The organism is Campylobacter sp. RKI_CA19_01122 (genome assembly GCF_025771325.1).
In the GTDB taxonomy this organism is placed as follows: domain Bacteria; phylum Campylobacterota; class Campylobacteria; order Campylobacterales; family Campylobacteraceae; genus Campylobacter_D; species Campylobacter_D lari_D.
The window spans coordinates 1-16330 of record NZ_JAKMPZ010000005.1; the positions used below are offsets into that span (position 1 = coordinate 1).

The window sequence follows — 16330 nt, forward strand, 5'->3', positions numbered from 1 at the left end:
ATGCCCTATAGCTAAAACATCTTTAGAAAAAGTATGTAAATTATAGTCACCTCCCACTACCGCTAAGAATTTTCCGTTAGCATAAACAGGAATGGCATAAGTAATTCCTATTTCTCCTGTTGTTACAGATTTATATGGATCAGTTGTTATAAATTTTCCAGCTGCTTTAGCTTCTTTATACCAACCTCTATTTTTAGTATCATAACCCTTTGATAAATCAAGTACTTGACCATCTGATTGATAATTTTTGCCACTATCTTCAAAACCAACATAAACTAGCTCAAACCCAGAAGTTTTTGCAGCTAGTTTGAGAATTTGCATAATTTGTTCTGAAGGCATATTTAAATTACTAGAAAATTGCTCTGCTAAAGATTCTATAGCTAATCTTTTAGTTTTTCCATAAAAATCATACAGAGCATTTGTATCCACCATATTGTTTACTTGTATTTCTGTTAGTAAATCAAAAGTACTATTTTTTGAATTAAAATAACTGACTAAATTAATCAGTATTACAATAGAAACTACACCTACACACATTATCCATATAAGCTTTGAAGATAAGCTCTTAGAAAATGAAAAAACCATAACAGCTCCTTAAAATTTTGTAGTAAATTTTTATACAACGATTATCATGCTATTAATATAACAAAATAACAACAAAATAATAAATATATAAAATAAAAAGTAAATTATTTATTACATGATGTCCTAGTTATAATATTTTAAAAGCATTTATCAAAAATGTATATTAATCAGTATATTTTGAGAGTATTGTAACTTTATAACACAATTTATGCTAAGCTGAAAGAAAAACTTTCAGCTTAAAAAATTATAATTTATTTTCGTTTTTACTTAGATAATCAGCAACACCTTTAGGGTCAGCCTTCATACCTTCATCGCCTTTATTCCAACCAGCTGGGCAAACTTCACCATGTTCATTAGTAAATAACATAGTATCAACCATTCTAATCATTTCATCAATGTTTCTTCCAAGTGGTAAGTCATTTATAACTGCATGGCGGATTGTTCCATCAGCATCAAGCAAGAAAGAACCTCTTAAAGCAACTGCTTCTTCAAATAAAACATCAAAATTTCTAGCAATTTGTTTTGTTAAGTCAGCTACTAAAGGAAATTTAACTTGACCTATACCACCTTGATTTACCGGCATATTTTTCCAAGCAAAGTGAGAGAATTCGTTATCGCAAGATACACCAATTACTTCAATACCTCTATCTTTAAAATCTTGATATCTTTTATCAAAAGCAATAATTTCAGAAGGGCAAACAAAAGTAAAATCTTTTGGATAGAAAAATACTACTGCACCTTTTGGTCCTATATTTTTATAAAGATTAAAATCTCCAACTATTTCATTATTACCTAATACAGCAGGTGCTGTAAAATCAATAGCTTTTTTAGTTACTATCATCGTTTATCTCCTAATTAATAAATTTTATTTGTAACAAAATAATATCATTTGTAAATTTAAAAATTTATTAATTGTGTAAATTTGTATGTAAATTAATTTTATTATCAAAATTAAAAGATTTTAAGAATAAAATTAAGACAATTTTGATAATCTTATATTAAACTTTTAATATTTAAGGAGTAAAAAATGGCAGTTAAAATTACTGATATTTGTATAGCATGTGGTTCTTGTATAGATGAATGCCCAGTAAGTGCAATCGTAGATGATGCAAATAACCCTGAGGGCGAAGATAGATATTATGTTTATGCTGATAAATGTGTTGAATGTGTAGGACATAATGATCAGCCAGCATGTGCAAGTGCATGTCCAACTGATGGCTGTATTGTATGGAGCGATGTAGTTAGTGGTCAACCAAGTCGTGATAATATCGGAAGCGATTTAAGAGATGGCTCAACTCCGGTATTTGCTTAATTAATACCCAATACAAGCATCTTTCTAGTATTTAAGATGCTTGTAGCTTCTTCATTTTATAACTCAAAATTACAATTTTTATATAATTTTAAAGCATTTTTTGATATAATTAGCTCTTTTATAAATATAAAACTTATCTAAATTAAGGGGACGATTTTGGAAAAAACACTTTCTATTATTAAACCTGATGCAGTAAAAAAAGGCGTTATTGGTCAAATTTTAACACGCTTTGAAAGCAATGGTCTAAGAATAGCGGCTACAAAAAAAATACAGCTTTCAGAAAAAGAAGCACAAGAATTTTATGCTGTACACAAAGATAGACCATTTTTTAAAGACTTAGTTGAATTTATGATCAGTGGTCCGGTTGTGGTTTCTGTTTTAGAAGGCGAAAATGCTGTGTTAAAAAACAGAGAATTAATGGGTGCTACAAATCCAAAAGAAGCGGCTCCTGGTACTATCAGAGCAGATTTTGCAGATAGTATTGATGCAAACGCGGTTCATGGAAGCGATAGCTTGGAAAATGCAAAAATTGAAATAGAATTTTTCTTTTCAAAAACTGAAATTTTATAATGAAAATTGCCTTTGCAAAACTTAGCTCTGTAGCTTATCCTTTTAAACTAGATCTTGATAATATAGTTTTTGAAGGAACTATTACAAAAGTTAATCCAAAATTAGCTAAAATAACAGCTAATTTTAAAGGATTTACTTATAGAAATTGCGATCGATGTGGTAATGAAATGGAACTTGAAATCGATCAAAATATAGAGCTTTTTGCAAGCGATGGAATTTTTAAAGATGAAAATAATACTTTAAGTGATACTATGGAGTTTTTTGACTCTCATATTGACTTAATAGAGCTTGCTACAAGTGAATTACAATCTTACTTAAGTGATTATTTTTATTGTAATAAATGTTTAAATTAATAAAGGAGTAAAAAATGGCAGTACCTAAGAGAAGAGTGAGCAAAACTCGCGCAGCAAAACGCAGAACTCATTACAAAGTTACCCTACCTATGCCTATTAAGGATAAAGATGGTAGCTACAAAATGCCTCATCGTGTAAATCCTGTAACTAAGGAATATTAAGAACAATGACGAGCATTGCTATTGATGCAATGGGTGGTGATTTTGGGGAAAAACCTATTATAGAAGGTGTAATTCAAGCTCTAAAAGAGCGAAAATTTAAAGCCATCTTAGTAGGAGATCCTCAAAAGCTTAAAACCTTAATCCCTCAAGAATTAAGCTCATATATAGAATATGAAGAGGCTTTTGATGTATTTGCTATGGAAGAAAATTCTACAGATGCATTAAAACGAAAAGATAGTACAATCTACAAAGCCATAGATTTAGTAAGAAATCAAAAAGCAAAAGCTGTTGTGTCAGCTGGACATAGTGGAGCTACTATGAGTTTGGCTACTTTAAGACTTGGAAGATTAGCCAATATCGCTAGACCTGCAATAGCCACTTTAATGCCAAATATCCATTCAAGAACATTAGTGTTAGATGTTGGTGCAAATGTTGATTGCAAAAGTGAGCATTTGTTTCAATTTGCCATTATGGGTGAAGCCTATGCTAAAGAAATTTTAAAAATTGCTAAGCCTAGAGTTGCTTTGCTTTCAAATGGTGAAGAAGAATGCAAAGGAAATGAGCTTACTAAAGAAACCCATCAACTTTTAAAGCAACTTTCAAATTTTGTCGGAAATGCTGAAGGAAGAGATATATTTAATGGCACGATAGATGTATTAGTATGCGATGGTTTTAATGGAAATATCTTACTTAAAACCGGCGAAGGTGTAGCAAGTGTTATTACAAAACTTTTAAAACAAGAAATTCAAAAATCTTTTTTAGCAAAACTTGGCTATCTTTTAGCAAAACCTGCTTTTAATGAATTAAAAACCCACATTGATTATGAAGAATATGGCGGAGCTCCCCTTCTAGGTGTGAAAGAATGTGTCATTATAAGTCATGGTAAAAGCGGTCCAAAAGCTATTAAAAATGCTATTTTTCAAGCATTAAATTTTACACAATCAAATATAAATCAAACTATAGAAAAAGAACTTGCCAATTATGAAATCAACTAAAGCTTCATTAAAAAGTATAGCTTCTTACATCCCCGAAAAAATACTTAGCAATAAAGAATTAGAATCTATGGTGCAAACTAGTGATGAGTGGATATTAAGAAGAACAGGAATAGAACAAAGACGCATAGCAAATGATGATGAAAACACAAGTGATCTTGGTACTAAAGCAGCTATCAAAGCTATACAAAGAGCGAATTTAAAACCTCAAGACATAGATGCTATTATTGTTGCTACTTTAAGTCCTGATTGCTTTACTATGCCATCAACTGCATGTAAAATTGCTCATAATCTTGGATTAAAAAACATCACTGCTTTTGACATTTCTGCAGCATGTTCAGGGTTTATTTATCTTTTAGAACTTGCTAAATCTATGGTTGAAAGCAAAACAAAGAAAAATGTTTTAATTATTGGAGCTGAAAAAATTAGCTCTATTATAGACTATACAGATAGAAGTATTTGTGTTTTATTTGGCGATGGAGCTGGTGCTGGAATTGTATCTTTAGATGATAATTATCCGATTATAGATACTCATACAGCAAGTGATGGGGAATTTGGAGATTTATTAATAACTCAAAGATCTCAAAAAAGTAGCATTTGCTCTCCTCTTTCTATGCAAATGAAAGGAAACGAAGTATTTAAAATTGCAGTAAATACTCTAAGTAATGATGTTATTGATATTCTTGCAAAAAATAATATAAAAAGTGAAGAAATTGATCTTTTTATACCTCATCAGGCTAATTTAAGAATTATTAAAGCCGTGCAAGAAAAATTAAATTTTGCAGATGAACAATGCGTGGTTACAGTGCAAAAATACGGCAATACTTCAGCAGCCTCAATACCTATGGCAATGAATGATGCTTATGAACAAGGTCGTTTAAAACAAGGCTCACTAATATTGCTTGATGCTTTTGGTGGTGGATTTACTTGGGGTTCAGCATTGCTTCGTTTTGGCGGAGAAAATAACAAATAAGTTTATAAAGCTTATTTGTTATTAAAAGTTTCTATTTGATCTAATACTGACTTTCTAACTTGATTGTCTGAAGAATCTACACGAATATAAAACTCTACCCTATTATTTATTTCATCTTCTTTATTTGTACTTAAAGGATAATTATCACCAAAACTTACAACTATAAGTTGAGTTGGATCGATTCCTTTAGCTATTAAATAATCAGCTACAACTTGAGATCTTTTACTAGCTAAATCAAAATTTCTCTTAGGATCCCTATCGCTTGCATCAGTATAACCTCTAAGTTCTATTTGAGCTTGTTTTGGCATTTTCTTAAGCACTTCACTAATACGCTTTAAAAAATCTTGTACATCAGCAGAATCAATCTGAATACTACCTCTAGCAAATTCAACTCTAGCTGGTAAATTTAAAACTATATTATTTTCTCTTTGATCTAATGCTGCTTTTAATTTTTCTATATTTTCTTGTTGAGTAATACTTAATTTCTTAAGTTTTTCAAGCTCTTCTACATTTGCATTTGAAGGTGCGCTATATTTATTATGCACTTCACTTTCTTTTTCTAAAGGACTAGAAGCAGTGAATTCAAAAATTTTAACAAATTCAGTTTTCAAGGCTTCAGTTTTTGCAGGATTACTTTCAGAAATCGCCCAAAGAGCAATAAAAAGTGCCAAAAGCAAACTTAAAAAGTCTGCATAAGGCACTGCCCATTTTTCACCTGCTGGACATTCTGGACATTTATGTTTTTTTCCCATTTTTAACTCTTATTTATCAAATTGAGAAATTCTAGGCTCATCATGACTTAAATAGTTAAATAACTTTGCCTCCAAATCTCTTGGATTAGCTCCTTCTGCAATGCTTACAATAGCGTGAGAAATAACTATTCTTTCCTTAATTAAATCATGTGAATTAGCTTTCATTTTATTACCCCAAGGCCCAAATAAAGCATAAGCTCCAAAAATTCCCGTAACAGTTGCTGTAAAAGCTCCTGAAATACCCGCTGCCATAGCCTGTGGATCATCGAGTAGTTTAAGTGCCAAAATCAATCCAAAAACAGCGCCAACAAGCCCCATAGTAGGACAAGTTTCACCAAAGCGTATCCAATATTCTGCACATTCTTTATAATATTCTTCCATTTCTTCTACTTGAATTTCCATACTTTCTTTAATTTCTTCTACGCTCTTACCATCTACCATCATCATCATAGCTTCTTTTAAGAACTCATTGTCAATTTCATTAGTTTTTGACTCTAAAGCCAAAAGTCCATCTCTTCTTGCTATAACAGAGTATTCTACAAGCTCAGCTATTCTTTGACTTAAATTTACCCCCGAACCTTTAAAAACTACCTTTAATTCCTTATATGCACCTTTAACAATTTTTTTATGTGTAGAAGTCATTGCGCAAAAAGCTGCTGTAGGCACCACGATAATAAAAGACGCTAAGTGTAAAACATGCAAAGGGTTACCACCCTCTAAAATATCCCCTACAGAAATACTAACAACAGCTAATACCATCCCAAGTATGGTTGAAAGATCCATTAAACATTCTCCTTATTTTAATATACCCCAATTTTTGGCAATACTTGATGAAGTTTTTAATTTAACTTTTAATTTTACAATATTTTCCATAATATCACTAGCTTTTTTTGCAAAATCCTCACAAAGTTCATCTTTTACTTCAAAAATAAGCTCATCATGAATTTGTAAAATTAAGCGTTTATTTTCATCCAAATTTCTACTTATTTCTATCATTGCCAATTTTATTATATCGGCAGCTGAACCTTGAAGTATAGAGTTAATACTCTCTCTTTCATGCATTGCAATTTGCATAGGCTTTGCATTTTCAAAATCAAAATAACGCTTACGACCTAGCAAAGTACTTATAAAGCCATTTTGCTTAGCTTCATTTTTTACCTTTTCAAAATAAGTTTTAATACTAGTAAAATTCTCAAAATATTTTTCAATATATTCTTTAGCCAACTTTGCTTCTATTTTTAAATTTTGGCTCAAAGTCTTATAACCCATACCATAAATAAGACCAAAATTTATACTTTTAGCAATACTTCTTGTCTCATAATCACTATGGCCAAAAATCATAATAGCAGTTTTTGCATGAATATCCTCATCGTTTGAAAACGCTTCTAATAATTTCTCATCTTCACTAAAATGTGCTAGCATTCTAAGCTCAATTTGTGAATAATCAAGTGAGATAAAACTAAATCCTTCTTTTGCAATAAAGCAAGATTTATAATCCTTAGCATATTGACCATGTGCAGGGATATTTTGCAAATTTGGATCTTTTGATGAAAGGCGTCCAGTAGCTGTTCCTGTTTGCAAAAAACTTGAATAAATTCTTGAATTTTCATCTTTTTTAGCTAATTTTAACAAAGGTTCACAATAAGTAGAAACTAATTTTGCAAGCTCTCTGTAAGCTAAAATTTCTTTTACAATCAAATGTTCATCTAAAATAGCATTTAAAACCTTTTCATCAGTAGAATAACCTGTCTTACCTTTTTTACCACTTGGTAATTTTAATTTTTCAAATAAAATATCCCCTACTTGTTTAGGAGAGTTAATATTAAATTTTTCACCCGCTAAATCATATATTTTTTCACTTAGTATTTTAATATCTTGATTAAAACTTTGCATTAAGTTTTCAAGCTTTCGAGTGTCAAGTTTAATGCCATTATTTTCCATCATAATAAGCACTTTGATAAATTCAAACTCACTTTTTTGTGCAAGTTCAAATAAAGGCTTTTCTAAATTTTTTAAAAAATACAAATAAAATCTTAAAGTAATATAAGCATCTTCAGCAGCATATTTACAAGCTTTTTCTACATCCACTCCTGCAAAGTTTTCTCCTTTTTTTACCAAGTCTTCAAAATGTAAAGTCTCATAAGCAAACAATCTTTTTGCCAAATCATCCATATTTACACGCAAACTTGGCTCTTTAAGCCATGCAAGTATCATAGTATCAGCATAGTTTTTTGGAGGAAGTAAATTAAAATTATTTTTTATGATTTCAAAGTCATATTTAAGATTATGACCTATAACCGTGCTTTGATATATTTTTTCTATACCCTTTTTAGCTACTTGCATAGAAATTTGCTTACAAACTCCTAAATAATCATGTGCAAGTGGCACATAAAAGGCTTCACTTTCATGAAAACAAAAACTAAACCCTACTATCTTAGCTTCTTTAGTATCCAAGCCCGTAGTTTCGGTGTCAAAAGCAACAATGCTTTGATCATCAATTTTTTCTAAAATTTCAAATAATTCTTTCTCATCTAAAATTAATCTTGCATTAAATCCTAAATTTTTATCTTTATTAGTAGGATTAGTGCGTAGTTTTTTTAACAAAGCATTTAATTCATAATGCTCTAAAATATCCATAATCTTAAGCAAAGGCTCATCTTTTGGATACTCACAATTTAAAAGCATATCTTTTACATCTAAATTTTCATACAAAGAAGCAAGTTTTTTGCTTAAAAAGGCATTTTCTTTGCCTTCAAGCAACAAATTACGACTTCTCTCATTACGCACTAGTGTTAAGTTTTCATAAATTCCTTCAATACTTTCAAACTCATCAAGTAAATTCTTAGCACCCTTAGCACCAATTCCTTTTACCCCTGGGATATTATCTGAACTATCTCCACATAGAGCTAAAAAATCTCTTATTTGGCTAGGTTTTACCCCATATTTTTCCAAACACCCTGCTTCATTATAATCATTTTTTGAAATAGGGCTATAAATACTAACTTTATCATCTTTTATAAGTTGATATAAGTCTTTATCTTGAGTGATAATTCTTATAAAAATATCCTTACTTTCACACTCTTTAACTAAAGATGCGATGATATCATCAGCCTCATATCCTTCACAAGAAAAACTTGAAAAACCCATTTTTTCTATCATTTGAATGCAAATTGGAATTTGAGCTAATAAATCAGGTGGAGGTGGAGTGCGGTTGATTTTATAATTTGGATCAATTTCACTTCTAAAAGTTTTTCCTTTACTATCAAGAGCAAAAATAATCATATCACTAGGATGTTCATTTTTCAAACTATAAATAAAATTAGCAAAACCACTAATCATATTACTAGGCTCACCTTTTGAATTTTTCAAACCCTTTAAAGCATAAAAAAGTCTAAAGAAAAAGCCAAAAGTATCAATTATTGTTAAAGTTTTCATTTTTTTCCTATATTAAAAAATAATAATAATAATTATCGCCCAAAATTATTTAAAAGTCGGTAAAAAGTATTAAATTTCCATTTTAAGCATTTTAGTTACAATTATATTTTAAATTTAAAACAAAGGTTTAATCTTGCAAACAAAATCAATCGCGGATGAAAATTTTCAAACCCCACAAGGAAAAAAGGCATTTAAAAAGGCTGTGTTTTCATGCTGGATAGGAACTGCCATGGAATATGCAGATTTTGCACTTTATGGCTTAGCTGCAGCTACTGTTTTTTCAGAAGTTTTCTTTCCTGAACAAACTCCTGTTATAGCATTATTGCTTAGTTTTGTTACTTATGGTATAGGTTTTATTGCTAGACCTATTGGAGCTTTATTTTTTGGATATTTAGGAGATAAATACGGAAGAAAAAATGTATTAATGAGCACCATTGCATTAATGGGTATTTCAACTACTTTAATTGGTTTTATACCAAGTTATGCGGTAATTGGAATTTGGGCTCCTATATGTTTGGTTATTTTGCGTTTTATGCAAGGCTTTGGAGCAGGTGCTGAGCTTTCAGGTGGGACTGTCATGCTTGGAGAATATGCTCCTAGCAAACATAGAGGTTTAATCTCTTCTGTTATAGCACTTGGATCAAACAGCGGAACCTTACTTGCAGCTTTTGTATGGCTTTTAGTTACAAGTATGGATGATGCTAGTTTTAAAGAATGGGGATGGAGAATTCCTTTTATAGGAAGTATTTTTATAGCACTTTTTGCTGTTTATATGCGTTTAAATGTAAAAGAAACTCCTGTTTTTGAAAAACAAAAAGAATTAATGCTAAAAATTCGTCATGAAAATGAAGCACATATGAAAAAAGATGAAAGAACTTTTTGGCAGAAAAGTCGTGCATTTTGGACTATGGTGGGTATAAGGATAGGAGAAAATGGACCATCTTATCTTGCACAAGGCTTTATAGTAGGTTATGTAACTAAAATTTTACTTCTTGATAAATCAGTAGCCACAACTGCTGTTGTTATCGCTTCTTTGGTGGGATTTTTGGTTATACCTTTAGCAGGATATTTAAGTGATAAATTTGGAAGGCGTATTACTTATAGAACCTTTTGCTTGCTTTTAATGCTTTATGCTTTCCCTGCTTTTATGCTACTTGATAGTAAAAATGAAATTATTGTAATTTTAACTATCATCGTAGGTATGTCTTTAGCATCTTTAGGAATTTTTGGCGTGCAAGCTGCGTGGGGTGTGGAGCTTTTTGGAGCAAAAAATCGCTATACCAAAATGGCACTAGCAAAAGAATTTGGCTCTATACTTTCAGGAGGAACCGCTCCTATGATAGCTTCAGCTTTGCTTGCTTATTATGGCACTTGGTGGCCAATAGCCTTGTATTTTGTTATCACTGCAGGAATTGGTTTTATCACAACTTTCTTTGCACCAGAAACTAGAGGTAGGGATTTAAATTTAATAGAAGATGCGATATGATACGCCTTATTTTAGATACTGATATAGGCAATGGAATAGCAGGGGCTAATACTGATGATGGTTTAGCCCTTGGACTTATTTTAGCCTCCAAAGAAATCAAACTTGAAATGATTAGCACTTTAAGTGGTAATGTGCAAGCTTTAACCGCTTATAGTGTTGCTAAAGATTTATTAAATAAGCTTAATCTAGATATACCTTTGTATTTAGGTGCTCATGAAGCTTTATGTGAAGATAGTCATTTTTGGAGACAAAGACTAGATAAAGGCGTAGAAGAGTTTAAACTTACTCATCTTTGGGATCATATAAAACCTATAAAAATCTTAGAAAACATAAACCCAAATGCTTGTATGAAAATGGGTGAGCTTATTATGCAAAACCCAGGTAAAATTTCCATTTGTGCTATAGGACCTTTAACAAATATAGCCATAGCTATGAAGCTTTTTAAAGACTTTGATAAAAATGTAAAAGAAATTTTTATCATGGGTGGAAGTTTTGATATGCCTTATCATATCAAAGATACAAATTTTGGCTTTGATCCTGAAGCTGCTAGTATAGTTTTAAACTCAAGAGCTAAAATCACACTTGTTCCTTATAATGCAACAATGCAAACTATGCTCACACATGAAGATTTAAATGCTTTAGAAAATCAAAATCCTCTTTGTGATTTTTTAGTGCAGACTTTAAGAGTTTGGATTGATTTTGCAAGCAAAACAAGAGGCACAAATGGCACATGGATACACGATGCATTAACTATTGCTTATATGCTTGATCCAAATTTAGCAAATTTTGATGAGTATTTAGTAGATGTCATTTGTGATAGTACTTTTGCTAGAGGAAGCACGATAAGGTGTTTTAAAGATGCAAAAATGCCTATGAAAAATCATGAATTAAAAAACACCATAAAAGTTTTAAAAGATGTTGATAATGCTAGACTTTTAAATCTTTTAAAATCAAGGCTTTTAAATGGAATTTGCTATGAAAATTACAAAAGCATAACGACTTAATTTACCCAAGGCTATAAAAATACTTGCTTTTAAAAAAGAATACTTAGCAAATCCAAGCCCTAGTGCAAAAAGATCTCCCACTATGGGTAAAAAAGTAAAAAAAGCATACAAAGAGCCAAATTTTTTAAAGTTTGCATTGATTTTTTCTAATTTACATAAAGAGTTTTTAAAATATTTTTCCAAAATTTGACTCTCTCCAAAATAAGCTAACGCATAGGTACTTAAACTACCCAAAGTATTCCCCAAGCTTGCTATAAATAAAACCATATAAGCATTAAAATCTAATTTCACAAAAACAAGCACAAAAGCCTCGCTAGCCATAGGCAAAAGAGTGCTAGAGAGAAAACATACTACAAAAAGCCCTATATAGCTTATATCATTATATAAAAAATCAAACATTATAAATTTTCTTAGTATTTATTTTCTAAACTATCATTTTAAAGAATTTTTAATAATAATTATCTTAGAATGTAAAGCAATTTGACAATTTTTTAAAAGGAAAAATTATGGAAAGGAAAAAATTTTCTAAACTAAATTTAGAATACTCATTTAACAGAGCTTCTTTTTCTTGGCGTTAAGCCTGCTACTACATTTTCAATCATTTTTTATTTTACATTTTTAGTTTTAGTTGATCATTTTTTGATTTTAAATTATTAATCATTTTAAGGAAATACTATGAAAAAATATTATGGAAAATTTGGTGGGCAATTTGTGCCAAATGAAGTAAAAATAGCATTAGATGAAGTAGAAAAAGCTTTTTTAAAACTCAAAAAAGATAAAGATTTTAACACAGAATTAAAAGAACTCTTAGCTAATTATGTGGGAAGACCCACACCTTTATACCATGCTAAAAATTTAAGCAAGCTTTATAATCATGAAATTTATTTAAAAAGAGAAGACTTAACTCACACAGGAGCTCATAAGATCAACAATGCCATAGCTCAAACCTTAATGGCAAAGAAAATGAATAAGAAAAAAATTATTGCAGAAACTGGAGCAGGACAACACGGGCTTGCAACAGCTACTGCAGCAGCACTTTTGGGACTTGAATGTGAGATATTTATGGGAGCTATTGATGTAAAAAGACAAGCCTTAAATGTCTATAAAATGGAGCTTTTAGGAGCAAAAGTTCATGCGGTAGAAAGTGGAAGTAAAACTTTAAGTGATGCGGTAGATGAGGCTTTAAAGTTTTGGGTTAAAAATACCAAAGAAGTATTTTATGTAGTAGGAAGTGCAGTGGGGCCTTATCCTTATCCACAAATTGTTACGCATTTTCAAAGTATTATAGGTAAAGAATGCAAAATGCAACTTAGAAAATTAAATAAAAAAGTTGATTACATCATAGCAGCAGCTGGAGGTGGTAGCAATGCTGCTGGAATTTTTCATGCATTTTTAAAAGATGAAAAAGTTAAGCTCATAGGTGTTGAAGCAGCAGGTTTAGGAAAAGATACACCTTATCATGCAGCCACACTTACTAAAGGCGAAGAAGGTATTATCCATGGTATGAAAACTAAAGTTTTACAAGATGATAAAGGCAATATTGCTCATACTTTTAGTATTTCTGCTGGGCTTGATTACCCTGGCATAGGGCCTTTGCACGCATATTTGCAAGAAAGTAAAAGAGCAAGTTATCATGCTATTAGTGATGATGAGTGTATTAATGCTTTAAAATTATTATGTAAAGAAGAAGGTATTATACCCGCTATTGAAAGCTCACATGCATTAGCTTATTTAGAAAAACTTTGTCCGACTTTAAAGAAAAAAAGTGTGATAGTTGTAAATCTTTCAGGAAGAGGAGATAAAGATATGCAAAGTATTTATGAATATAAAAAAGGTGAAATTTATGGTTGAAGAATAACTTCAACCAATTTATTTTTTTATGCTTTTTAGCTCTAAATTTAGATAATACCCTGTATAAGAACCACTTTTTTTATGATTTTTAGCAAGCTCTTCAACACTACCTTTAGCTATAACCTTACCACCTTTAACTCCACCTTCAGGTCCCATATCGATGATATAATCAGCATTTTTAATCACATCTAAATTATGCTCTATCACAAACACACTATTTCCAAGATCAACTAAATGTTGCAAAACTACAATAAGTTTATTAACATCTTCAAAATGAAGTCCTGTTGTAGGTTCATCTAAAATATAAAGAGTTTTTCCTGTATCGCTTCTGCTTAATTCTTTAGCTAGCTTAATACGCTGAGCCTCCCCGCCACTTAAAGTAGTTGCATTTTGTCCTAAGGTAAGATAATCAAGCCCAACTTTTACCAAAGTATCAAGCTTTTGTTTTATCTTTGGTACAGAAGTAAAAAACTCGCTTGCTTCAATAATACTCATATTTAAAACATCAGCTATGCTTTTACCTTTATATTTAATCTCTAAAGTTGCATCATTATATCTTTTACCATTACAAACATCACAAGTTACCATCACATCAGGCAAAAAGTGCATTTCTATTTTAATTTCACCATCTCCACTACACTTTTCACATCTTCCACCTTTAACATTAAAAGAAAAACGCCCTGCTTTATAACCTCGCATTTTAGCTTCTTTGGTAGCTGCAAAAAGATTACGAATTTCATCCATAGCACCTGTATAAGTAGCGGGATTTGAACGAGGAGTCCTTCCTATAGGACTTTGATCAAGATAAATTACCTTATCAAGTTTTTCCAAACCTTCTATCTTAGCCCCACTTAGTTTTTTAACTTTTTTAGCACGGTTAAGCTCTTCTTTTGCAAATGGAAGCAAAGTTTGCAAGATTAGCGAGCTTTTACCACTTCCTGAAACACCTGTAATTGCTACTAAATTATGCAATGGAAAATCTACACTTAAATTTTGAATATTATTAATACTCACATCTTTTAAACTAATAAAATCTTTTTGTTCTCTATTTTTTTGATGGGCAATTTGCTTTTTACCACTCATATAAAGGGCGGTTTGGCTTTTGCTTTTTAATAATTCTTTATAAGTTCCACTAAATACAACTTCACCACCAATTTTACCAGCATTTGGACCAATATCTACGATAAAATCTGCTTCTTCTATTGTCATTTTATCATGCTCAACTACGATTAAAGTATTACCCTTTTGCTGAAGATTTCTTAAAGTTTTAATGAGTTTTGCTGTATCTCGCTCATGCAAACCAATGCTAGGCTCATCTAAAACATACATCACTCCACTTAAACCACTACCAATTTGAGATGCTATACGAATTCTTTGAGCTTCACCCCCACTAATTGTTCTTGCATCACGCCCTAAGGATAAATACCCAAGTCCTACATCATAAAGAAAAAACAATCTTTCATTAATTTCTTTAAAAATAGGCTTAGCTATCAATCTTTCTTGCTCACTCAAATATGCAAAATTAGCTTCTTTTGAAAAAAATGCAGTAGTATTTTCTATGCTCATATCTAAAATTTCACCCAAATTTTTTTCAGCAACTTTTACAGCTAAACTTTCAGCTCTTAAACGATGACCATTGCAATCTTTACAAGTTTTTTCGCTCATATACTCGCTTAAATCTTTTTCATCTTTTAGCATTTCATAAGCATATTTAACTGCACCTTCAAATTTGCGATTTAAGCGATGTCTTTTCCATAAAAAGTTAATTTCCTTGGCATTACCATAAAGTACTAGACGCTTTTCTTCTTCGCTTAGCTCATTATATGGAATTTTTACCCTTATATCATTTTGCTCGCAAAAGGCCATTAAAAACTTATAGTAATAACTTTTATTAAACCCATATAATAGCTTTACAGCTCCTGCTTCTAAGCTTAATTCTTCATTGATAAGCTTTTTCATATCTAGCGTATATCTTATACCAAGACCATCACAACTTGGACAAGCACCTTTTGGAGAATTAAAAGAAAAACTCAAAGGCTCAAGCAAAGGAAAAGAAATTTTACAATCAAAACAAGCATTATGCTCACTATAATGAAAATGTTTTGCTATGTTTAATTCTTCATTATTTAAAACTTCAATTTCCACTTCACCAAAGCTCTCACTAAGACCTTTTTCTATATCGCTTGCAAGTCTTGCCAACATATCATCTTGCACTTGGAGTCTATCTATCACAAGCTTTATTGTATGTTTTTTAGTTTTAGCAAGCTCAATATCTTCATCAAGACGCGTTAAAACCCCATCAATTTGTGCTCTAACATAACCTTTTGCGACCAAATTTTCCAAAAGATCTGCAAAAGTTCCCTTTTTTTCTTTGATCAGCGGTGCATAAATGATGATTTTTGCCCCTTTTGGAAGCTTTAAGATTTCACCTACGATATCTGCTGCACTCATAGATGAGATTTTTTGGCCACATTGATGACAATGTTGTGAGCCAATCCTTGCATATAAAAGTCTTAAATAATCATAAATTTCAGTAATAGTCCCAACAGTTGATCGAGGATTTTTAGAAGTTGTTTTTTGATCAATAGCAATAGCAGGAGTTAAACCTTCTATTTTATCAACATTTGGCTTACCCACTTTATCTAAAAACTGCCTTGCATAAGCACTTAAACTCTCAATATAGCGGCGTTGTCCTTCTGCATAAAGTGTACCAAAAGCCAAGGTGGATTTACCACTTCCACTAAGTCCTGTAAAAACTATAAGCTTATTTTTAGGAATTTCTAGGTTGATATTTTTAAGATTATTCTCTTTAGCACCAATTATATTAATAGTATCATTCATAACTTTTCCTAAATA

At 31.0% G+C, this 16330-nt stretch carries 16 protein-coding genes; 9 read left to right on the forward strand and 7 right to left on the reverse strand.

From position 1 onward, the window contains the following. A partial coding sequence (locus L8U37_RS03615; RefSeq protein WP_263728615.1) for a cache domain-containing protein occupies nucleotides 1-585 on the reverse strand: 585 nt, incomplete at its 3' end. 244 nt (nucleotides 586-829) lie between these two features. Next, nucleotides 830-1426 (reverse strand): peroxiredoxin, encoded by a 597-nt coding sequence (locus L8U37_RS03620; RefSeq protein WP_133319569.1) that lies wholly within the window; start codon nucleotides 1424-1426, stop codon nucleotides 830-832. Between the two features lie 186 nt (nucleotides 1427-1612). Between L8U37_RS03620 and L8U37_RS03625 the strand changes: the two genes are divergently transcribed. The 6 genes from L8U37_RS03625 to L8U37_RS03650 all read left to right on the forward strand — a co-directional run bounded on the left by L8U37_RS03625 (nucleotide 1613) and on the right by L8U37_RS03650 (nucleotide 4946). Further along, nucleotides 1613-1897, forward strand: coding sequence for a ferredoxin, 4Fe-4S (locus L8U37_RS03625; RefSeq protein ID WP_039619165.1), 285 nt, complete (start codon nucleotides 1613-1615; stop codon nucleotides 1895-1897). A 156-nt stretch (nucleotides 1898-2053) separates the two neighbouring features. Continuing rightward, nucleotides 2054-2467, forward strand: coding sequence for a nucleoside-diphosphate kinase (ndk, locus tag L8U37_RS03630; RefSeq protein WP_039642239.1), 414 nt, complete (start codon nucleotides 2054-2056; stop codon nucleotides 2465-2467). Next, nucleotides 2467-2820, forward strand: a complete 354-nt coding sequence (locus L8U37_RS03635; RefSeq protein WP_133319567.1) for a hypothetical protein — start codon at nucleotides 2467-2469, stop codon at nucleotides 2818-2820. Before ndk ends, L8U37_RS03635 begins: the two co-directional genes overlap by 1 nt. A 14-nt stretch (nucleotides 2821-2834) precedes the next feature. Then, entirely contained in the window at nucleotides 2835-2981 is a 147-nt protein-coding gene (gene rpmF / locus L8U37_RS03640; RefSeq protein ID WP_012662034.1) for a 50S ribosomal protein L32, read from the forward strand. A gap of 5 nt (nucleotides 2982-2986) precedes the next feature. Continuing rightward, the gene (gene plsX / locus L8U37_RS03645) at nucleotides 2987-3976 is read left to right on the forward strand and encodes a phosphate acyltransferase PlsX (RefSeq protein ID WP_263728616.1); all 990 of its coding nucleotides are present in this window, start codon (nucleotides 2987-2989) and stop codon (nucleotides 3974-3976) included. Beyond that, a complete protein-coding gene (locus L8U37_RS03650) occupies nucleotides 3963-4946 on the forward strand; it encodes a beta-ketoacyl-ACP synthase III (RefSeq protein WP_133319565.1) in 984 nt (327 codons plus the stop codon). Before plsX ends, L8U37_RS03650 begins: the two co-directional genes overlap by 14 nt. An 11-nt stretch (nucleotides 4947-4957) precedes the next feature. Here the strand turns inward: L8U37_RS03650 and motB are convergent, their stop codons facing one another. The 3 genes from motB to polA are packed head-to-tail and all read right to left on the reverse strand — an operon-like array spanning nucleotide 4958 to nucleotide 9133. Further along, on the reverse strand, nucleotides 4958-5698 hold the full coding sequence (gene motB / locus L8U37_RS03655) for a flagellar motor protein MotB (protein WP_263728617.1): 741 nt from the start codon (nucleotides 5696-5698) through the stop codon (nucleotides 4958-4960). A 9-nt stretch (nucleotides 5699-5707) separates the two neighbouring features. Next, nucleotides 5708-6481: a flagellar motor stator protein MotA gene (motA, locus tag L8U37_RS03660; protein WP_133319563.1), complete on the reverse strand. Its 774-nt coding sequence runs from the start codon at nucleotides 6479-6481 to the stop codon at nucleotides 5708-5710. A gap of 12 nt (nucleotides 6482-6493) precedes the next feature. Next, nucleotides 6494-9133: a DNA polymerase I gene (gene polA / locus L8U37_RS03665; RefSeq protein ID WP_263666631.1), complete on the reverse strand. Its 2640-nt coding sequence runs from the start codon at nucleotides 9131-9133 to the stop codon at nucleotides 6494-6496. Nucleotides 9134-9263: 130 nt separating this feature from the next. Between polA and L8U37_RS03670 the strand changes: the two genes are divergently transcribed. Continuing rightward, complete coding sequence (locus tag L8U37_RS03670; protein ID WP_263728678.1) at nucleotides 9264-10619, forward strand: MFS transporter; 1356 nt, start codon at nucleotides 9264-9266, stop codon at nucleotides 10617-10619. Then, nucleotides 10619-11623, forward strand: a complete 1005-nt coding sequence (locus tag L8U37_RS03675) for a nucleoside hydrolase (protein ID WP_263728679.1) — start codon at nucleotides 10619-10621, stop codon at nucleotides 11621-11623. The genes L8U37_RS03670 and L8U37_RS03675 overlap by 1 nt, the downstream gene beginning before the upstream one ends. Here L8U37_RS03675 and L8U37_RS03680 read toward each other — a convergent pair. Beyond that, nucleotides 11579-12022, reverse strand: a complete 444-nt coding sequence (locus L8U37_RS03680) for a YqaA family protein (RefSeq protein ID WP_263661468.1) — start codon at nucleotides 12020-12022, stop codon at nucleotides 11579-11581. The two genes, L8U37_RS03675 and L8U37_RS03680, sit on opposite strands and share 45 nt — an antisense overlap. Before the next feature lie 276 nt (nucleotides 12023-12298). Here L8U37_RS03680 and trpB point away from each other — a divergent pair, with 276 nt between their 5' ends. Further along, complete coding sequence (gene trpB / locus L8U37_RS03685; protein ID WP_263728619.1) at nucleotides 12299-13474, forward strand: tryptophan synthase subunit beta; 1176 nt, start codon at nucleotides 12299-12301, stop codon at nucleotides 13472-13474. A gap of 18 nt (nucleotides 13475-13492) precedes the next feature. On the opposite strand, the gene uvrA is transcribed toward trpB, so the two are convergent. Beyond that, nucleotides 13493-16315: an excinuclease ABC subunit UvrA gene (gene uvrA / locus L8U37_RS03690; protein WP_263728621.1), complete on the reverse strand. Its 2823-nt coding sequence runs from the start codon at nucleotides 16313-16315 to the stop codon at nucleotides 13493-13495. Nucleotides 16316-16330 lie beyond the last annotated feature (15 nt).